This window comes from Geothrix alkalitolerans, from assembly GCF_022808885.1.
Classification (GTDB): Bacteria; Acidobacteriota; Holophagae; order Holophagales; family Holophagaceae; genus Geothrix; species Geothrix alkalitolerans.
The window spans coordinates 247,206-265,001 of record NZ_JAKZLE010000003.1 but is presented as its reverse complement, the minus strand read 5'-3'; the positions used below and the strand labels follow the sequence as shown (position 1 = coordinate 265,001).

General features: G+C 70.6%; 17 protein-coding genes and 1 pseudogene. 7 read left to right on the top strand and 11 right to left on the bottom strand.

The features are described 5' to 3' along the window. The 4 genes and pseudogenes from MLJ35_RS08865 to MLJ35_RS08850 form a co-directional block, all read right to left on the bottom strand. A pseudogene (locus MLJ35_RS08865) lies at positions 1-411 on the bottom strand (hypothetical protein); the annotation flags it as partial. Between the two features lie 35 nt (positions 412-446). Beyond that, complete coding sequence (locus tag MLJ35_RS08860) at positions 447-1,091, bottom strand: FHA domain-containing protein (RefSeq protein WP_243384033.1); 645 nt, start codon at positions 1,089-1,091, stop codon at positions 447-449. A 34-nt stretch (positions 1,092-1,125) separates the two neighbouring features. Beyond that, complete coding sequence (locus MLJ35_RS08855) at positions 1,126-1,821, bottom strand: LolA family protein (RefSeq protein WP_275976458.1); 696 nt, start codon at positions 1,819-1,821, stop codon at positions 1,126-1,128. Positions 1,822-1,837: 16 nt separating this feature from the next. Further along, positions 1,838-2,617 carry an MBL fold metallo-hydrolase gene (locus tag MLJ35_RS08850; protein WP_243384032.1) on the bottom strand — a complete coding sequence of 260 codons (780 nt, stop codon included), beginning with the start codon at positions 2,615-2,617 and terminating at the stop codon, positions 1,838-1,840. Between the two features lie 28 nt (positions 2,618-2,645). Between MLJ35_RS08850 and MLJ35_RS08845 the strand changes: the two genes are divergently transcribed. Next, positions 2,646-3,146, top strand: a complete 501-nt coding sequence (locus tag MLJ35_RS08845) for a GNAT family N-acetyltransferase (protein ID WP_243322429.1) — start codon at positions 2,646-2,648, stop codon at positions 3,144-3,146. Here the strand turns inward: MLJ35_RS08845 and MLJ35_RS08840 are convergent. The 5 genes from MLJ35_RS08840 to fsa all read right to left on the bottom strand — a co-directional run bounded on the left by MLJ35_RS08840 (position 3,112) and on the right by fsa (position 9,431). Beyond that, positions 3,112-3,981, bottom strand: a complete 870-nt coding sequence (locus MLJ35_RS08840) for a CPBP family intramembrane glutamic endopeptidase (protein WP_243384031.1) — start codon at positions 3,979-3,981, stop codon at positions 3,112-3,114. The genes MLJ35_RS08845 and MLJ35_RS08840 overlap by 35 nt on opposite strands. 60 nt (positions 3,982-4,041) lie before the next feature. Beyond that, on the bottom strand, positions 4,042-5,118 hold the full coding sequence (locus MLJ35_RS08835) for a hypothetical protein (RefSeq protein ID WP_243384030.1): 1,077 nt from the start codon (positions 5,116-5,118) through the stop codon (positions 4,042-4,044). Positions 5,119-5,126: 8 nt separating this feature from the next. Then, positions 5,127-6,665 (bottom strand): acyl-CoA carboxylase subunit beta, encoded by a 1,539-nt coding sequence (locus tag MLJ35_RS08830; protein WP_243384029.1) that lies wholly within the window; start codon positions 6,663-6,665, stop codon positions 5,127-5,129. Between the two features lie 145 nt (positions 6,666-6,810). After that, a complete protein-coding gene (locus MLJ35_RS08825; RefSeq protein ID WP_243384028.1) occupies positions 6,811-8,670 on the bottom strand; it encodes an aspartate ammonia-lyase in 1,860 nt (619 codons plus the stop codon). 113 nt (positions 8,671-8,783) lie between these two features. Further along, complete coding sequence (fsa, locus tag MLJ35_RS08820) at positions 8,784-9,431, bottom strand: fructose-6-phosphate aldolase (RefSeq protein ID WP_243322437.1); 648 nt, start codon at positions 9,429-9,431, stop codon at positions 8,784-8,786. 164 nt (positions 9,432-9,595) lie between these two features. Between fsa and thyX the strand changes: the two genes are divergently transcribed. Beyond that, positions 9,596-10,276, top strand: a complete 681-nt coding sequence (thyX, locus tag MLJ35_RS08815) for an FAD-dependent thymidylate synthase (protein WP_243384027.1) — start codon at positions 9,596-9,598, stop codon at positions 10,274-10,276. Continuing rightward, positions 10,273-11,481: an aminotransferase class V-fold PLP-dependent enzyme gene (locus MLJ35_RS08810; RefSeq protein WP_243384026.1), complete on the top strand. Its 1,209-nt coding sequence runs from the start codon at positions 10,273-10,275 to the stop codon at positions 11,479-11,481. Before thyX ends, MLJ35_RS08810 begins: the two co-directional genes overlap by 4 nt. A gap of 22 nt (positions 11,482-11,503) precedes the next feature. Here the strand turns inward: MLJ35_RS08810 and MLJ35_RS08805 are convergent, their stop codons facing one another. Further along, positions 11,504-13,939 carry a DUF5916 domain-containing protein gene (locus tag MLJ35_RS08805; RefSeq protein WP_243384025.1) on the bottom strand — a complete coding sequence of 812 codons (2,436 nt, stop codon included), beginning with the start codon at positions 13,937-13,939 and terminating at the stop codon, positions 11,504-11,506. A gap of 118 nt (positions 13,940-14,057) precedes the next feature. On the opposite strand from MLJ35_RS08805, the gene MLJ35_RS08800 reads away from it, so the two are divergent. After that, positions 14,058-14,537 (top strand): DUF192 domain-containing protein, encoded by a 480-nt coding sequence (locus tag MLJ35_RS08800; RefSeq protein ID WP_243384024.1) that lies wholly within the window; start codon positions 14,058-14,060, stop codon positions 14,535-14,537. 277 nt (positions 14,538-14,814) lie between these two features. Here the strand turns inward: MLJ35_RS08800 and MLJ35_RS16145 are convergent, their stop codons facing one another. Next, a complete protein-coding gene (locus tag MLJ35_RS16145) occupies positions 14,815-15,585 on the bottom strand; it encodes a hypothetical protein (RefSeq protein ID WP_243384023.1) in 771 nt (256 codons plus the stop codon). A 60-nt stretch (positions 15,586-15,645) separates the two neighbouring features. Between MLJ35_RS16145 and MLJ35_RS16140 the strand changes: the two genes are divergently transcribed. The 3 genes from MLJ35_RS16140 to MLJ35_RS08780 all read left to right on the top strand — a co-directional run bounded on the left by MLJ35_RS16140 (position 15,646) and on the right by MLJ35_RS08780 (position 17,686). Further along, positions 15,646-16,491 carry a CE1 family esterase gene (locus tag MLJ35_RS16140; RefSeq protein WP_243384022.1) on the top strand — a complete coding sequence of 282 codons (846 nt, stop codon included), beginning with the start codon at positions 15,646-15,648 and terminating at the stop codon, positions 16,489-16,491. Continuing rightward, the gene (locus MLJ35_RS08785; protein ID WP_243384021.1) at positions 16,488-17,276 is read left to right on the top strand and encodes a sulfite exporter TauE/SafE family protein; all 789 of its coding nucleotides are present in this window, start codon (positions 16,488-16,490) and stop codon (positions 17,274-17,276) included. The genes MLJ35_RS16140 and MLJ35_RS08785 overlap by 4 nt, the downstream gene beginning before the upstream one ends. Positions 17,277-17,338: 62 nt before the next feature. After that, positions 17,339-17,686 carry a hypothetical protein gene (locus MLJ35_RS08780; RefSeq protein ID WP_243384020.1) on the top strand — a complete coding sequence of 116 codons (348 nt, stop codon included), beginning with the start codon at positions 17,339-17,341 and terminating at the stop codon, positions 17,684-17,686. The last annotated feature ends 110 nt before the right edge of the window (positions 17,687-17,796 follow it).

The window sequence follows — 17,796 nt, the reverse complement described above, 5'->3', positions numbered from 1 at the left end:
GGCGGGGGGGGGGGCGGCGGGGGGGGGGGGGGGGGGGGGGGGGGGGGGGGGGGGGGGGCCGGGGGGGGGGGGGGGGGGCGGCCCCGGTGGAGGAAGCGGGGCCGGCGGCGCCATGATCACGGCCGGAGTGGGCGCAGGCACGGGAGAGGGGGGTGCGGGAGACGGGGGCTGGACCGGCTCGGGAAGGGGGGTGGGGGGTTGGGGCGGAACGGCCTGGGCCACGACCCGCTCCGCCTCCTGCCGCTGGGCCAGCAGGCGGTCGCGCAGGGCCAGGAGGCGTTCCCGGGCCTCGGCGTGGGCGGGCTGCTGCTTGAGGATCGCCTGCCAGATCTGCCCGGCCTTGACGATCTCGCCCTGGGCGAACAGCTGGTCCGCCTGGCGGAGATAGGGCGCGTAGGGATCTGGCGTCATGGCTTGGCTCGGTTCAGGTCGTGGAATGGCGGGATTCAGTGCAGCGGGTACTCGGCGGTGTTGCGCACCAGCAGCATGAAGGTGCTGTTCCCGCAGGTGAATTCCTGCTGGCTGACGAGCTGGACCGGGCCTGAGATGCGTTCGCCGTTGACCTGGGTGCCGTTGGTGGAGTCCTGGTCGGTGATCCAAACCGTTCCGTCCGCCCGGATCTCCAGCAACGCGTGGCGGCGGGAGGTCTCGGGATCCTGGGTGATGACGTCGCCCTCCTCCCGCCCGATGACGATGAGGGGCCGCTCCAGCACCTGTACGGTGGAGGCCTGGGGGCCCGTGAGGAAGGCCAGGCTGAACTTGAGCCCCGCGGGCAGACCACCGGGCTGGATACCGGCGGCCGCCAGGAGGGAGTCGCGGTCCCGGCGGGCCGTGGACCGGGCGGAAGCCAGCGTCGCCTCCATGGCGGGATCCTGCTCGGGAAGGGGGGCGGTCATGACCAGGGGCCGGGTCGGCGGCACCGGGGCGGGGATGGGCGCCGGCTGCGGGGCGGGAACCGCCGGCGCCGCCGGGTTCGCCACCTCGAAGACGTGGGCACACTTCGGGCACTTGAACCGCTTGGTCCGGGCTTGGCCGAACCGGCTGTCGTCGTACTGGAAGCGGGCCTGGCAGGCCGAGCAAACCACAATCATCGGGCCCCCGTCTGATCTCCTGTGCAGTCTACCGCTACTTCTTGCGGGTGGCGAAGAAGCTGAAGTCGCTCTTCAGGGGAATGCCCTCGGGAAGCTTGAAGCCGGTCACCGCGGCCGGCAGGGCCTGGTTGATCCGGAGCGGGCCCAGCTCCACCAGCCAGGAATCCCCGCTGCGCTCGACCCACTGGACCTGCCGGGGCAGCCAGGTCTCCTTGTCGACCCAGAGGTTCAGGGCCTGCATCCGCTTGCGCATGGAGAGGGTGCGGGGCGTCATGGCCAGCAGCCAGGTGCCGGCGGGATCCTTGGATTCCCCGAGCTGGATCTGGAAGTACTCCGACAGGTAGCTGAGCCTCTGGCCCAGGCCCAGGAACTTGCGGTTGGCGTTCTTGATGAGGCCGATCTTCATCAGCTCGCCGGCGCGGGCCTCGGGGCTGTAGGAGATCAGGGCCTTGGGCGTGAGATGGAGGATCAGGTCCTCCGGCGGCTGGAAAGCGAAGTGGACGAAGTCGGATCCCTGCAGGTAGAGGGTTCCCTTCGTCACGGAGGGGGTCTTCAGCAGGGCCCGGCGCAGGGTCAGGGTGAAGGGGCACTGCAGGGTCTGCACCTGGGCCTGCGCGGCGTCGAAGCGCTCCACGGCCTCGCGCAGGGAAGGAGGAGCCCCCTGGGCACCCAGGGACGGGGCCAGGGCGGGCAGGACCAGGAGGAGGTGGGCCAGGGCGCGTCGAAGCATCGGTCTCCTTGGGGCCTCAGGCCACGGCCGGGGGCAGGGTGAGGGGATCCCGCTGGTGGGCCAGGTGGAGGGCCACGGCGGTGCCCCGGAGGACCTCCTCCGCGGCAAAGCGGGCCAGGCCGGGATCGTTGTTGGATTCGCTCAGGTGCGCCAGCACGACCTGCTTGAGGCGGGGCGACAAGACCCGGCCCAGCAGCTCGGCCATGGCGGCGTTGCTCAGATGCCCCACGCGGCTGAGGATGCGCGCCTTGAGCTGAGGCGGATAGTCCCCCTCGCGCAGCATGTCCACGTCATGGTTGGCCTCCAGCACCAGCAGGTCCAGGTCCTGGAGGTGGTCCGCCACCAGCGCCGTGGGGTGGCCGAGGTCGGTCACCACGGCCGCGGCGGCTGCCCCCGCCTCGATGCGGTAGGCCACGGGATCCTCGGCATCGTGGGGCAGGGCGAAGGGGAGCACGCGCCAGCCCTCCCAGTCTCGGGGCCGGCCGGCCTCCACCTGGATCCAGCGGGAGGCCGGGATCTCGATCCCCTGGATCCGCTCGACGGCCTCGCGGGTGGCGGCGGTGGCCAGGATGGCCCAGTCCGTGCGCCGCAGGATCACACCCACCGCCGCGATGTGGTCCGAGTGCTCGTGGGTGAGCGCGAGGGCGTGAACGGAGCCTGAGTCCAGTTCCAGGGCCTCCAGGCGCCGGCGGATCTGGAGCAGGGAGATGCCCGCGTCGATGAGCAGCGTCCGTCCTCCCTCTGAGAGGGCGTGGCAGTTCCCCTTGGAACCCGAGGCCAGGGCCGCGTAGTGCATGGCCCAGGATAACGCCTACACTGACCGCATGAGCCCTTCCCTCCGCCCCTCCACCACCGCCGACCTGGACATTCACGTGGCCCATCGCGTGGCCCTGTTCCGTGACATGGAGAAAGCCTCCGAGGACGGGCTGCGGCGCATGGCGGAGACGTTCCGCGTCCTGCTCCGGAACTGGATGGTGTCGGGACAGTGCCGCGGCTTCCTGATGGAGGAGGACGGCCGGCCCGTGGCCGGGGTGCTCATGCTGATGAAGGAGTCCCTCCCCACGCCCGTGACGCCGCTCTCTGTCCGGGGCTACCTCTTCAACATCTACACCGAGCCGTCGCACCGGCGCCAGGGTCTGGCCGCCCGCCTCACGGACGCGGCCCTGGACCTGGCCCGCGAGTGCGGGCTGGAGATCATGGAGCTGCACGCGAGCATCGAGGCGGAGGGCCTCTACCAGCGCATGGGCTTCGTGCCCACCAGCGAGATGCGGCTGGTGATGGGGGCCGGAATCAAGACGCCGAAGCAGTGGAAGCATCGCCACTAGGCCAGCCCTTCCACCGCCACAATCCCAGCACGGCCGCGCCGCAGACCAGGGCGCAGACCGCGCTGGCCTCCAGGCCGAAGGCGCCCCCCGTCAGCCACTCCGGCCGACCATGGAAGACCGGCGTCCACCAGCCCGCCGTCTCGGTGCCGCTCACGCCGAAGCCCAGGAGATTGCCCTGGGTCCAGTTCCAGCCCAGGTGCACGCCGATGGGCAAGGCCAGGCTGCCCGTGCGCTTCCAGCACAGGCCCAGGAGCAGGGCCGCCAGGGCGATGTTCAGGGTGGCCCAGGCTTTCGTGGCCCCGGTCATGCCCGGGTTCCCCCAGTGCACGAGGGCGAAGGCCAGGGCGAAGAGGGTCTGGGTGAGGCCGAAGCCCAGGCCCTGGACGGCGCGCTGGAAGGCATAGCCGCGGAAGAGGACCTCCTCGAAACAAGCCACGGCCAGGAAGAGCCAGGCTCCCGCCGCCAGGTCGGCGGGAGCCGTTCCGGGCGTCCGGACCCAGTGGAAGCCGCCCAGCCCGCGGATGAGCCCCGCGGTCGCCAACATCAGGAGGCAGCCCCCCGCCGTGCCCACGAAGAGCTCCCGCAGGAAACGCCTGTCGGGGCGGAGCCCCACCTCGGCGAGGGACGCCCGCTCGGCGCGGAGGCAGAGCCAGGTGACGGCGAGCAGGAGGGCGACATCGAGCCATCGCCCCGGGAGCAGGGTCCCCCAGGCGGCGGGCCAGAGCCGGGCCAGGGGGGCCGCGCCGGAAGCGGTGAGGGCGAAGAGGGCCACGAATCCGAGCACCTTCCAGCCGTTGCGGACCGTGCCGCGGCTGTCGATGAACACACTGCGCATGGGGCTCCTGGGGCTCGGGGCAGGGCGCGGGTGGGTCCCGCGCCGAACCGGGTCCAGCGTCTAGGGGAGGGTCTCCAGGGGCTGCAGGTCCCACTCCGCATCGAAGGTGACCTGGAGGGCCGGACCTGCTTTGGGGTCCACCCCCGCGCGCCAGACCGTGAGCGTGTTGAGCCCCCGCCAGCGACCCGGAGTGCCGCTGTCCGGCCGCATGTCCCAGGCCTGGTCCTGCCGGCCGGCCTCCGGGGCGTCCCCCTGGGCGATCTTGTACCCGACGAGGTAGAGGCGGTCCTTCTGCATGAACCCAGACACCGGGGGCAGGGCCGGGCCTTCCACCCAGTGGGCGGCGGCGCCCACCTGGAGGAGGGGCGCCGTCGGGTCGGGTTTGGCCACCCAGTCCCTGGGCCAAGTTTCCGATTCCTTCAGGAGGGTCTTGTCGTGGCCGGAGATGCGCCGGATCTTGACTCGCGTCTTCGTGATCCGGAAGCTCCGGGCGGCCAGGGGCTCGGTGACCCGTTCCGGCCGGCCAGCTTCGACGGCCTTGAGCAGCGATTCGTAGTCGAACATCGCCGGCGTGTCCTCCGCGGAGGCATGCAGGCTCTCCAGCTTCCCGCCCTGGGCCAGGACGGCCTGCGCATGACGCTTCATTGCGTCCCACTCGCCCAGGTGGGCCGACACGAAGAAGCAGTGGATGAGCTCGCGGGGGTTCAGGGCGGGCTGGTCCGCCACGGCCGCGTAGGCGGCCTTCATCCGGACCGGGTCCAGCAGGCGCCAGGCCACCTCCAGCCGCATGGCGTTCCGGGGGCGCGTCAGGTCGCCGCCCACGGTCTCCAGCAGCGTCCAGGCCTTCTGGAGTTCGGCCTGCCCCCGCGCGGCCTTCAGGTAGGATCCATCCATCCCGTGGTTGAGGCCCCGGATCAGGCTGGTGGCCCAGAGCCAGGATGCCGCGGCATAGCGGACCTTCTCCGGCTCCTTGGCGGGATCCATGGCCAGCGCGGCGGCGCGTAGCGGGCTGCCCACCTCCAGGTCCTTCTTCCCGGCCGGATCCTGCTTCTCGAGCCGGGCCATGGATTCCAGGAAGGCCCGCTCGTCCTGGGCGGCGAGGGCGAGGGTGGCCAGGGCCAGGAGGATGGGGCGCATGGCGGCTCCTAGAGCGGGATGTTCCCGTGCTTCTTGGGGGGCATGGTGTCCCGCTTGGTGTCGAGGAAGGCCAGGGCCTTCACCAGCTTCTGGCGGGTTTCGCGAGGCAGGATGACCTCGTCCACGAAGCCGTGCTCGGCGGCGATGTAGGGGTTGGCGAACTTCTCGTTGTACTCGGCCACCAGCTCCGCCTTGCGGGCCGCCGGATCCGGCGCGATGGCGATGGACTTGCCGTGCAGCACGTTCATGGCGCCCTCGGCACCCATGACAGCGATCTCGGCGGTGGGGTAGGCGAAGTTGAAGTCCGTGCGGATGTGCTTGCTGGCCATCACGCAGTAGGCGCCGCCGTAGGCCTTGCGGGTGATGACGGTGATCTTGGGCACCGTGGCCTCGCAGAAGGCGAAGAGCAGCTTGGCGCCGTGACGGATGATGCCGCCGTGCTCCTGGGTGACGCCCGGCAGGAAGCCCGGCACGTCCTCGAAGGTGATGAGCGGGATGTTGAAGGCGTCGCAGAACCGCACGAAGCGGGCGCCCTTCTCGCTCGAGGCGATGTCCAGCACGCCGGCGTAGAAGGCCGGCTGGTTGGCCACGATGCCCACACTGCGGCCGTCGATGCGGGCGAAGCCCACGACCAGGTTGGGCGCGAAGGCCTCGTGCACCTCGAAGAAGTGGGCGTCGTCCACCACGCCGCGGATGATGTCGCGGATGTCGTAGGGCTTGCTCGGGTCGTCCGGCACCACCTTGTCCAGGTCCGGGTTCTCCAGGGGCATCTCGCGCTTCGGGGCGCGGCGGGGGGCCTCACCCAGGTTGTTGCTGGGCAGGAAGGAGAGCAGCTCCCGGGTGTGAGCCAGGGCCGCCAGGTCGCTGGCGGTGACGAAGTGGGCCACGCCGGACTTGGCCGCGTGGGCGCTGGCGCCGCCCAGGTCCTCCTTGGTGACCTCCTCGTGGGTGACGGCCTTGATGACGTCCGGACCGGTCACGAACATGTAGCTCGTGCCCTTCACCATGGTGATGAAGTCCGTGATGGCGGGGCTGTAGACCGCGCCGCCGGCGCAGGGGCCCATGATGAGGCTGATCTGCGGGATGACGCCCGAGGCCAGGGTGTTGCGCAGGAAGATGTCCGCGTAGCCGCCCAGGGACACGACACCTTCCTGGATGCGGGCCCCGCCGCTGTCGTTGAGGCCGATGACGGGGCAGCCCACCTTCATGGCCAGATCCATGATCTTGCAGATCTTCTTGGCGTAGGCCTCGCTGAGGGACCCGCCGAAGACCGTGAAGTCCTGGGCGAAGACGGCCACGGGGCGGCCATCCACCCGGCCGAAGCCGGTCACCACGCCGTCGCCGGGGATCTTCTCCACGCCCCAGGCCCGGTGGACCATGAGGGCGTCCATCTCCTCGAAGGAGCCCTCGTCCAGGAAGGCGGCAATGCGCTCCCGGGCCGTGAGCTTGCCGCCCTCATGCTGCTTCTGGATCCGCGCCTCGCCGCCGCCGGCCAGGGCCTGGGCGTGCTTGGCTTTCAGGATCTCGATCTTCTTTTCGAGGGACATGGCGGCTCCAGGTTCGGGCAACGGGCAGCGGGCAACGGATCGCGTGGGGATCGGCTGCCAGTTTAACCGACCGCGAGGGGGACCCGCAGGCCGGGCCTGGGCCCTCTGGGCCCCAAGGAGGGTCATGCCAGGGAGATGGAAGCTCCTAGCGAATGGGCCGGGGCCGGGTCATGGCCTCCAGGCTGAAGGCCTCATCCAGCTCGGCGGGGCTCAGGTAGGCCTTGCGTAGGATGATCTCGCGCACGGCCACGCCGGTCTCCAGGGCCTCCTTGGCCACCTCGGTGGCGCGCTTGTAGCCGATGGCCGGCATGATGGCGGTGACGATGCCGATGCTGTGCTCCACCAGGTCGCGGCAGCGGTCCCGGTTGGCGGTGATGCCCACGATGCACTTGGTGGTGAGGACGTTCACGGCGGCCGTCAGGGTGCGGAGGCTGGTGGCCAGGCTGTAGGCCAGGACGGGCTCCATCACGTTGAGCTGCAGCTGGCCGGCCTCGGCCGCCAGGGTGATGGTCAGGTCGTTGCCGATGACCGAGTAGGCCACCTGGTTCACCACCTCGGGGATCACCGGGTTCACCTTGCCGGGCATGATGCTGCTGCCGGGCTGCATGGGGGGCAGGTTGATCTCGCCGAAGCCGCAGCGGGGGCCGCTGCTGAGCAGGCGCAGGTCATTGCACATCTTGCTGAGCTTCACGGCGGCGCGCTTGACGGCGCCGGAGAACATGACGAAGGCGCCGGTGTCCGGGGTGGCCTCCACGAGGTTCTCGGCCAGGACGATCTCCAGGCCCGTGATCTTCCGCAACTCCTCCACCACCGTCTCCGGGTAGCTCGGGTCGGCGCAGATGCCGGTGCCGATGGCCGTGCCGCCCATGTTCACCTCGAGGAAGAGCCTGGCGCATTCCTGGAGGCGCAGGATGTCCTCGCCGGTGGTGACGGCAAAGGCCTCGAACTCCTGGCCCAGGGTCATCGGCACCGCGTCCTGGAGCTGGGTGCGGCCCATCTTGATGACATCCGAGAACTCGCGGCCTTTGGCGTGCAGGGCGGACTTGAGGCGCTCCATGGCGTCCAGCAGGTTCCGCAGCATGAAGATGGTGCTGAGGCGCAGGGCCGTGGGGTAGACGTCGTTGGTGCTCTGGCCCAGGTTCACATGGTCATTGGGATGGCAGTGGGCGTACTCGCCGCGCCGGTGGCCCAGCAGCTCCAGGGCCCGGTTGGCGATGACCTCGTTGGCGTTCATGTTCGTGGAGGTGCCTGCGCCGCCCTGGACCATGTCCGTGGGGAAGTGGCCGTGCCAGTGGCCGTCAATGATCTCCTGCGAAGCGCGGTCGATGGCCGCCGCGATGGCCAGGTCCAGCAGGCCCAGCTTCGCGTTGGCGCGGGCCGCCGCCTGCTTGACCATGGCCAGGGCGCGGATCATGGCCGGGAAGTGGCTGGTGGGCGTGCCCGTGATGGGGAAGTTGTGGACGGCGCGCAGGGTCTGGACGCCGAAGAGGGCGTCTTCCGGCACGTCCAGGGGGCCGATGAGGTCCGATTCCCGCCGCGTCTGGCCGCTGGCGTAGGCCTGCTCGCGCCCGGTGCGCGGGGTGGCCGAGTACAGAATCCGACGGTGGAGCACGTTGGCGACCTTGCTGAGCACCGCGATGGCCGCAGCCCCATCCTGGCCCAGGCTCTGGAGGACGGTCTCGCGGTCCAGGTCCAGGAGCACCGTCGGGGTGAGCGTGGTGGCCGTGGCGGAATGGGGGCTGGGCGCCAGGAAGGACTGCTCGCCGGCCACGTCGCCAGGGCCCAGGATCACCACGGGCTCGGGCCCGTCGCCGTTGTCCCGGGTGATCTCGACGCGGCCCTCCGCGATGACCGTGGCGCCCTTGCGGGGGTCGCCCTGGGTGAAGAGGCGGGTGTCCGCAGACACGTCCCGCCGACGGGCGGCCTTGGCGATCAAGCCCAGGTCCGGGTCGGACAGGCCCGAGAAGATTTCGCAGCGGCGCAGGACAGACGTGATGGCATCCATACAGGACCTCCGGCCCGAGTGGGGCCAGGGGCCATGGTATCGAGGCCTCTTTACGATTCGGTCACGAATTGACGGAACGACTTAACGCTCCGCTTGACGAACGAATCGGGAAACTACCGCCCGCTCTTTTTCCAATCCGCCAGGAAGCCTTCCACGCCCTTGTCGGTGAGGGGGTGCCTCAGCATCTGGTCGAAGACCTTGGTGGGGATGGTGGCCACGTGGGCGCCGGCCAGGGCCGCGTCGGTGACGTGGCGGGGCTGGCGGATGGAGGCGGCCAGGCACTGGGTGTCGAACTCGTAGTTCTCGAAGATGGCGACGATCTCCCGGATCAGCTCCATGCCGTCGAGGTTGATGTCGTCCAGGCGGCCCACGAAGGGGCTCACGTAGGTGGCCCCGGCCTTGGCGGCCATGAGGGCCTGGGTGGCGCTGAAGCAGAGGGTCACGTTGGTGTTGATGCCCTCGGAGGTGAGCGCCTTGCAGGCCTTGAGGCCCTCGGCGATGAGGGGCAGCTTCACCACCACGTTCTCGTGGATCTTGGCCAGCTTCAGGCCCTCCTGGATCATGGCGGGGGCCTCCAGGCCGATGACCTCGGCGCTGATGGGGCCGTCCACGATGTCGCAGATCTCGGCGATGATCGCCTCGAAGGGCTTGCCCGTCTCCTTGGCGATGAGGCTGGGGTTGGTGGTCACCCCGTCCAGCACGCCCAGGGCGTTGATGCGCTTGATCTCGTCGATGTTGGCGGTGTCGATGAAAAACTGCATGGTCTTCTCCGAAAGAGGTGGGTCGAATGTGGGACCGGCGCCAGTGAAGTTCACGCCCTTCCAGCCCTGTGCCCCGAATGGGGCGAAGAAATACGGCGTGGGGGCTCCCGGCGGACCTTCCATTCTCCCAGGCATGGCGGGAAGCTGGAAGCGCGGAGTCTTCCATGACACATATCGAGATCAAGGTGCTGGACAAGGGGTTCGTCCGCCTCATCGACCACATGGGGTCGGACCTGTCGGTGGTGAACGCGGCGCGGGTGTCCTTCGGCAAGCGGAAGGAGGCCTTCGAGGCGGGGGACGCCAAGCTGATCGGCTACCTGGCGGAACATGAGCACACCTCGCCCTTCCGCCACACGGCCATGACCCTGCACGTGAAGGCGCCCATCTTCGTGTTCCGGCAGTGGATGAAGCACCGCATCGGCTCGGAGTTCAACGAGATCAGCGGCCGCTACGTGGAGTTCCCCGAGGACGAGTTCTTCGTGCCCGCGACCTTCCGGAAGCAGGCGAAGGTGAACAAGCAGGGCAGCGAGGGGGAGATCGACGCGGCGAACCGCGCCCGGGCCATGGAGAGCTACCTGGAGAGCTGCCGGGGGGCCGTGGTCCACTACAAGGAGCTGCTCGCCCTCGGCGTCTGCCGCGAGCAGGCCCGCTGCGTGCTGCCCGTGGGGCTCTACTCCGAGGTCTACTGGACCGTGAGCCTCCAGGCCGTGGCCCACTTCATCCGCCTGCGGACGGACAGCCACGCCCAGTGGGAGATCCAGCAGTACGCCGCCGCCGTGCGCCAGGTGGTGGAACCCCTCTTCCCGGTGGGTCTCAAGGCCCTGCTCGCGGACCGCCAGGGATGAGCGCGCCGCCCCTCGATCCCGCCCTGTTCCACCTGGACCCGGAGCGCCTCTGGATCATGCACTGCGGCGAGGGGCCGGTTCCCCGGGCGGCGCTGGACGCCGTGCAGGCCTTCATGCGCAAGGAGCTGCGGCCCTGGGAAGTGCGCTGGGAGGAGGACTTCCAGGGGATCCCAGCCGCCACCCGGGCGGAGGCCGCGGCGCTGCTGGGCGGCCGGCCCGAGGACATCACCCTCACCCACAGCACCTCCTCGGGCCTGGTGGCCGTGGCCCAGGGCTTCCCCTGGCGGGCCGGCGACGAAGTGGTGGCGCCCCTGGGGGAGTTCCCGGCCAACGCCTGGCCCTGGCTGGCCCTTGGAGCCCGCGGCGTGGCCTTCCGGGAGGTGCCCCTGTGGGAGGGGCATCTCGCCGGGGCCGCCGCCTGGGCGAGCCGGCCGCCCACCGCGGGGGCGGATCCCGAGGCCCGGCTCATCGAGGCGCTGGGACCCCGCACGCGGATCCTCGCCGTGTCGTGGGTGCGCTTCCAGGACGGCCTGAAGCTGGACCTCACGCGCCTCGCAAGGGCCTGCCGCGCCCGGGGCATCCACCTGGTGGTGGACGGCGTCCAGGCCGCGGGCACCGTGCCCGTGGACCTGGAGGGCCTCGCCGCCTTCGCCACCAGCGGGCACAAGGGCCTGCTGTCGCCCCAGGGCATGGGGTTCCTGTGGACGGACGAGGCCTTCCGCCGGTCGCTGGCCCCCTCGGGCTCCTGGCTCTCCGTGGAGGAAGCGACGGATTTCTCGCGGCCGTCCACGGACCTCCACCGCGCCTGGCTGCCGGACGGACGGGCGCTGGAGCCCGGGGGGCCCAACCTGCTCCACCTCTCCGCTTTGCTCGAATCCCTGCGCCTGATCAACCGGGCGGGCGTCTCGGCCATCGCCACCCACGGCGCGGCCCTCCAGGCCCGACTCCTGCAGGCGCTCCGGGGGTCGCGCTGGGCCGCCGAGCACGACCGCCTCGATGCCTTGCGGAAGGAGGGGCGGGTGGCATCCTTCCTGGCCTTCCACCACGGCGGCCGCGGACCCGGCGGAATGGACGCCCTGCTGAAGGCGGGGGCCCGCCGGGGGATCTTCGCCTCCGTGCGGGAGGGCTACCTCCGGGTGGCCTTCCACGGGTTCCATACCGAGGAGGACGCGGACCGGGTGGCCGCCTGGCTCCTGGAGGCCTGACCCGCGGGCCTGGTGGACGCCCCTAGCGGAATAGCCAGCTCACCTTGGCCTGCACCACGTCGTCCGAGGGCAGGTGCCGCAGGAGGGCGAGATCCGGCCGGGGGGCCAGGCTGGCGCGGTCGTTGATGAGGGCGTCCGTGCTGGCGCCGTGGGTGTAGACAAGGAAGAAGGTGGAGCCAGGACGGAACTCCCAGCGCGTGATGAGGTTCAGGTTCCAGGTCCGGTAGCTGAAAGCCGTCTGGGGCGTGGTGCCCGCAGGCTGGTCCTCCGGGAGCCCTGGCTCGAGGGTCTCGTCGTCGACGTAGTGCTTCAGGTCCCGGTAGTTCCAGTTCGCGGCCAGCCACTGGCTGAAGAGCTGGAGCGTGAGGGTGGGATTGAAGGCGTAGGCCACCCGCACGGTCTGGTTCAGCTGACTGAGGCGGCGCAGGCCCACGAGGGGCGTGGCCGTCGGGGTCTCCAGCCACTTCAGCTCGCCCTCGTCCCGGGTGACGGAGGTCGTGACCTGGATCTCGAGGTTGGGGGCAGGCCGGAGAGTCTGGAAGAGCGTCGTGTCGGTGGAGGGTCCCCCCTCTTCCCAGGCCCGGCTGGTGTTGAGGCGAAGGTACCAGGGCCGGTTGCCGGGCGTATCGAAGCCCAGGTTCGCGTAGGGCACGGCGGAGCGGGCCAGGTACTTCTTCTGCGGGTCTGAATAGGTGCGCAGCTCCCGGTCGTCTTCGGCGGGCAGGTCCACGCCTCCGCCGCCCCAGAGGCCCCAGAAGCTGGTGAAGTCGGTCCGGCCCCAGGTGTTGAGGTTGCGGATGAAGGTCTGGCCGGCCTGGTCGCGGGCATAGGTGTGACCCAGCCCCCAGGCCCAGTTGCGGAAGGCACCCCAGGTTCGGTCCCAGCGGCGCGAGACCTCGCCATACAGGCGCTGCTCGTCGGCGCGGCCCAGGTAGCCGACATCGTTGGGGTTGTAGTCGCGCCCCGCGTCGATGGCCTGGAACTCCGCGCTCCAGCCGCTGCGCCACTCCTGGTGGGCCCGGAGCCGCGCCCGCCAGCCCTGGGCCTGGGCTCCGACGGAGCCGGTCTGGCTGCGGCTGAGGGTGGTCTCCAGCGTCCCGCCCCGATCCTCGGTGCGGTAGACCCCGTCCAGCGCCTGGACATGGGCGGACCGGCCCGCCGCGCCCGCCTGGTCCATCTCCGAGGCGAAGGTGCCCACGTAGCTCCCCCGGTCGTCCAGGAGCTGCTGGATCCGCACCACGCCGAAGTTGGTGAGCGGCGAGATCTCCCGCCGGGACCGGGTTCCGGCCGCGTCGGCCACCGTGGCCCGGGCGGGCTCCACGCTGGCGCCCAGGAGGCCCACCTTGGTGTCCGAATCGTACGTGGCGGTGTACTTCGCGGCGGCGGTGATGTCCGTCGCGTTCGGGCGATTCTGCAGGGTCTCGCCGGGGGCGAGATCCGGATCGGACAGACCGTGTCCAATGCGTCGGCTGTAGAAGAGGTCGGGGCCGGCGACCCGGAAGAGATCCATGCCCTCCAGGAAGAAGGGACGCTTCTCCGGGAAGAAGGTCTCCACGGTGCCGAGGTTCAGCACGGTCTGGTCCACCTCGACCTGCCCGAAATCCGGGCGGATCGAGAGGTCCACCTGGGCGTGGGAGTTCAGGCTCCAGTGGGCGTCGAGGCCGGCGCGGGTATCCCAGCCCCGGTCGTCATAGCTCCGGGCGGTCTCGAACTTCCGGACGGTCCCCAGGTAGGGCGCGTACTCCCGGCGCGGCTGGGGGGCCAGCCCCGCCAGGCCGCTCAGGTCGGGAAAGCGGCTGACGAAGCCGTTGTCCCCCCGCGGCACGACCATCCAGCGGCTGGATTCCCGCACCACGCCCTGGTCCGTGCGGCTGAAGTTGATGCCCCAGGTCTGGGGTTCGGAGCCCTCCTTGAACCGGAGCAGGGACAGCGGAATCTTCAGCTCCGCGGTCCAGCCGTCCGCATCCACCGACACGGCGCTCTCCCACACGCCGTCCCAGCTCGGGTCGAAGGTGTTGTCGTTGTAGATGATCTGGTCCTTCTGCACGCCGGCGGCGTTCACCTCGAACAGGAGCGCCGTGCGCCGGTCGTGGCTGGAGTCGATGGCCACCCCGAACCAGTCGCTGGGGCTGTCCTGGTCGCGGCGGTGGACGCGGCGCACCACGTGGGCCCGACCGCCCTCCAGCCGGCGATTGTGGAGCATCCGGGCTCCCACATAGAGGTACCGGGCGTCGTAGAGCACCCGCACTTCCGTGCGCTGGCGGGCCGGCCGCCCGCGCTGGGGCCACTCCTCGGTGAACCCCGAGGCGAACGGCGCCCGCTTCCACGCAGGGTCGTCGAGGCGGCCGTCAAGTTGAACGGCCGTGCCGATCCGCAGGGCCTGGAGCCCGGTCTCCGGACCCGGCGAGGCCATGGCCAGCGCGCCGAGGAGGAGGGCGGAGCAGATGGGAGCGCGCATGATCCTCCGGGGCCGGCGGGAAGCTCCATGTTGCCACATCTTGCGAGGTATCATGGATTCAGGAAGCCTTCCGCCCCCTCCAGGCACTTCTACGGATAATGGAATCCCAGGAGTCGACATGCGCACGATCTTCGCCATCCTGCTCTCCCTGCCCCTGTGGGCGGGCGGAGGCACCGTGGCCTTCAAGCAGACGGCCTTCATGGCCGAGGTGGCCGCCACGGACCAGGAGAAGGCGAAGGGTCTGATGTACCGGCAGAGCCTGGCCAAGGACCGCTGCATGTTCTTCGTCTACGGCGAGGAGGGCTACCACGCCATCTGGATGAAGAACTGCCTCATCGCCCTGGACGTGGCCTGGGTGGATGCGGAGGGCAAGGTGGTGGAGACGGCGGAGCACGTGCCCCCGTGCAGCCCCATGCGCGGTGACGACTGCCCCACCTATGGGGGAAGCGTGCCGGCCCGCCACTTCATCGAGTTCGCGGCGGGCACCTTCAAGCGCATCGGCCTGAAGAAGGGCGATCGCCTCGGCTGGGACCTGGTCCTGGACGACGGCCGGGCCGTGCGTGGCGGCGCGCCGATGCCCAAGGCGAAGAAGAAATAGAAAAGCGGAACGCGAAGGGCGCGAAGGGGAAGACAAGGGCGCGAAGAGAAGCTCTGCTGTCTCGGCAGAGGGCATCCGGGCCTTCGGCCCCAGGTCGTGCGAAGCGCGACCTGTTCGGCGGGCGGCGGCCACAACGGCTTTCGGGAGCCGCCTGGGGCCGCCGTCCGCCGAAGGATGCCCAGGATGGGTCCAGCCTGCTTCGCGGACTTCGCCCGTCCGAAGGACGTCTTCGCGCCCTTCGCGTTCCGCATTTAAGAGACCCGCCCCCGGGAGCGGCCTACTCCGCGCCCTTCGGCGCGCCCTTGCGGGGCGGACGGGTGAGCGTGCGCAGGGCCTCGGGAGCCGGGGGCAGTTCCGTGAGCTCCAGGGGGCTCAGGCGATCCGCCAGCAGCTTCCAGGCCCGAGCCTGGCGGGGCAGGCGTTCGGCCTGGATGACCTCGAAGCCCTGGGCATAGCTCACGAAGGGCGGCAGGACCAAGGCGAAGCCCGTGTAGAGGAAGGCGGGAAGCCGCATCCAGTCGGGGTCTCCAGAGGGTCCGAGGCCGGGCACGGCGAAGAGGGGGTGCACGCCGCCGTTGATCCAGAAGCCCTGGGGCGAGTCATGGCGGGGATAGACGAAGATGCGGCGGCGGTGCATGAGGGTGAAGGGGCCGACCCGGTGCTGCTCCACGGGTTCGATGCCGGTGCCTTCCAGGGCCGGGCCGCAGCTGCGGTCCGGGTGGCCCACCACCTGCACCACCTGGCGCCCCCCGGCCTGGAGCTTTCGGAAGATGGTGCGCAGCTCCTCGGCCTCGTCGCCCTCCACCGTGCCCTGGCTGGGCTTCAGGTCGCCCAGCAGGGCGATCTGGGCGGGGGCGTAGTCGTCGATGAGGCTGAACAGCCGCTCCCAGATCTCGGTCTGCTGGGGCGGGGGCAGGGGGTCCGGGCGGCGGCGGCGGGCGGCGCCCAGGCCGAAGAAGAGGTCCGCCAGCACCAGCGTCTTCTGCCGGGGGAGCCAGATCGCCCGCCGGCTGTCGAGAATTACATCCTGGTTGAGCTGGACCTGCACCGGCGCCTCCCGCCTTCCATTGGAACACGGCAGGGGCCAGAATCCGGGAATGGGGGATCGGTGCGGCACGGCCACAGCCACTACCTGAAGCTGGAATGGCAGGGTGAGATCCGGCGGGTCCTGGTCCACGACCCTCCGGTGGCCTCGGATCAGGAGCTCCCGCTGGTGCTGGCCCTCCACGGAACCGGCGGAACGGCGCGGCTCATGGCCTCCTTTTCGGGTCTGGGCCGCCTGGCCGACGAGCGGGGCTTCCGCGTGGCCTACCCCCAGGCCCTGGGCGAGGCGGGTACGGAGGATCCCGGGCTCGGCGCCGCCTGGAACGTGGGGCCGGGGCTGGGATGCCCCCGCCATGCCGAGGCGGACGACGTCGGGTTCCTCGGGGCCGTGGTCGATCGCCTCGTCCACCGCGGGAATGTGGATGCCCGGCGCATCTTCGTGGCGGGCTTCTCCAATGGGGCCCGCATGGCCTATCGCCTGGCCCTGGAGGCATCCTGGGTGGCGGCCATCGCGCCCGTGGCGGGGGCGCCGATCTGGGGCCCTCTCCCGGCCCGCCCCGTGCCCACGCTGGCCTTTCATGGGACGGAGGACGGCCACATTCCCTACCTCGGCGGCGTGGGTCCGCAGGGACGGCGGGTGCCCGTCCTGCCCGCGCGTGAGGCCGCGGCCCGCTGGGCGGCCCTCATGGGGTGCGGCGAGGGGCCCGTCTGCGAGGCCATGGACCCCCACCACCTCGACCTCTGGTCCGGCGGCGGGTGCGAGGTGGGCCTCTGGACGGTGGCCGGCATGGGCCATGCCTGGCCGGGCGGACGGCCCTACGCGCCGGGTGCGGACCGGCCCGCCCCGGATCTCTCCGCCAGCCACCTCATCTGGGCCTTCTTCGAGGCCCACCCCCTGGAGGCGCCTTGATCGCAGATCCGAACCACTTCATACCCGGCCTGGGCACGGGCCTGGCCGGCGGTGTGCTGTCGGGCCTCTTCGGGGTGGGCGGGGGCGTGGTCATGGTGCCCCTGCTGGGCCTCTTCCTGCACCTGGACCAGCACCGCGCCCAGGGCGCCACCCTGGCGGCGATGCTCCTGCCCACGGGCCTGCCCGCCGTGCTGCAGTACCGCAGCCGAGGCATCCACACCAGCCCGCGCCTGGTGGGCGTGCTGGTGCTGGCCTTCCTCTTCGGCATCTACGGGGGGGCCCGGGTGGCGAACTTCATCCCTTCGGGGCCCTTGCGCTGGGGCTACGCGGCGTTCCTGGTGCTCCTGGCCTTCAAGACCTACTTCCGGCACGAGCCTCCGGCCGTGGACCGGACCGCGGAACCTCTGGACCTGTCTTCGGGCCTCTGGTCCGCGGGGCTTCCCATCGGCCTGCTGGCGGGGGTGGTCTCGGGTCTCACGGGGCTGGGGGGCGCCGTGGTGGTGATTCCCCTGCTCGCCACCCGCTTCCGCATGACCCAGCACGAGGCCCAGCTCACCAGCCTCATGATGCTGCTCCCCCCCATCGGCCTGCCCGGCGTCTATGTCTATGCCCAGGCCCAGGGCGGGCTCCCCTGGATGGTGATCGCCGGCGTGGCCGTGGGCTTCGCGACCGGCGCGCTGGTCGGAGCGCGGGTGGCCACGCGCGTGCGGGGGGCGAAGCTGAAGCAGATCTACGCGGTGATCGTGCTATTCATGGCCCTCCTGGTGGTCCTGCGGGGGCACTGACCGGAAGCCCGCCCAGGGGACGCACGGCGCGGCCTTGCGCTATCCTCGACCCGGAGGTTGCCGTGCCCCTGGATGCCCCGACCCCCCTCTACGTGGGGGAGCGCCTGCGAGACCTGATCCTGTGCTACGCGGGGCCCTGGGCATTCCTGCCCTACATGCGCAATCGCGAGGACTCGGAGCTGCTCTGGCACGCGCGCCAGGGCGTCATCCTGGCCTTCGCCGAGTGCACCGTCACCCTGGCCATGCTCATCCTGGGCCTCTTCCCCATCTTCGGGGCCGTCTCCATCCGCTTCTTCCTGCCCCTCTGGCTCCTCTGGTGCCTGGGCATGTCCGTGACGAGCATCCTTCAGGCCACCAAGGGCAAGCGGCACCGCATTCCGGTGATCCACCAGTTCATCGACTATCTATAGCTCTCCGGGGGGACCGCCCGGCCGCAGGCGGCCTCTGCGTCCCCCCGGGCCCCCACGAGAAGCGCCGGCGGAGCCGGCGCTTCTCGTCGCCGCCGCGGGGGGCGGGGAAC

Excerpts from the sequence above, each read along its gene's own strand:
- MLJ35_RS08860 (WP_243384033.1), bottom strand. The coding sequence starts at position 1,091 with ATGATTGTGGTTTGCTCGGCCTGCCAGGCCCGCTTCCAGTACGACGAC.
- MLJ35_RS08825 (WP_243384028.1), bottom strand. The coding sequence starts at position 8,670 with ATGGATGCCATCACGTCTGTCCTGCGCCGCTGCGAAATCTTCTCGGGC.
- fsa (WP_243322437.1), bottom strand. The coding sequence starts at position 9,431 with ATGCAGTTTTTCATCGACACCGCCAACATCGACGAGATCAAGCGCATC.
- thyX (WP_243384027.1), top strand. The coding sequence starts at position 9,596 with ATGACACATATCGAGATCAAGGTGCTGGACAAGGGGTTCGTCCGCCTC.
- MLJ35_RS08805 (WP_243384025.1), bottom strand. The coding sequence starts at position 13,939 with ATGCGCGCTCCCATCTGCTCCGCCCTCCTCCTCGGCGCGCTGGCCATG.
- MLJ35_RS08855 (WP_275976458.1), bottom strand. The coding sequence starts at position 1,821 with ATGCTTCGACGCGCCCTGGCCCACCTCCTCCTGGTCCTGCCCGCCCTG.
- MLJ35_RS08835 (WP_243384030.1), bottom strand. The coding sequence starts at position 5,118 with ATGCGCCCCATCCTCCTGGCCCTGGCCACCCTCGCCCTCGCCGCCCAG.
- MLJ35_RS08850 (WP_243384032.1), bottom strand. The coding sequence starts at position 2,617 with ATGCACTACGCGGCCCTGGCCTCGGGTTCCAAGGGGAACTGCCACGCC.
- MLJ35_RS08845 (WP_243322429.1), top strand. The coding sequence starts at position 2,646 with ATGAGCCCTTCCCTCCGCCCCTCCACCACCGCCGACCTGGACATTCAC.
- MLJ35_RS08830 (WP_243384029.1), bottom strand. The coding sequence starts at position 6,665 with ATGTCCCTCGAAAAGAAGATCGAGATCCTGAAAGCCAAGCACGCCCAG.
- MLJ35_RS08800 (WP_243384024.1), top strand. The coding sequence starts at position 14,058 with ATGCGCACGATCTTCGCCATCCTGCTCTCCCTGCCCCTGTGGGCGGGC.
- MLJ35_RS08810 (WP_243384026.1), top strand. The coding sequence starts at position 10,273 with ATGAGCGCGCCGCCCCTCGATCCCGCCCTGTTCCACCTGGACCCGGAG.
- MLJ35_RS08840 (WP_243384031.1), bottom strand. The coding sequence starts at position 3,981 with ATGCGCAGTGTGTTCATCGACAGCCGCGGCACGGTCCGCAACGGCTGG.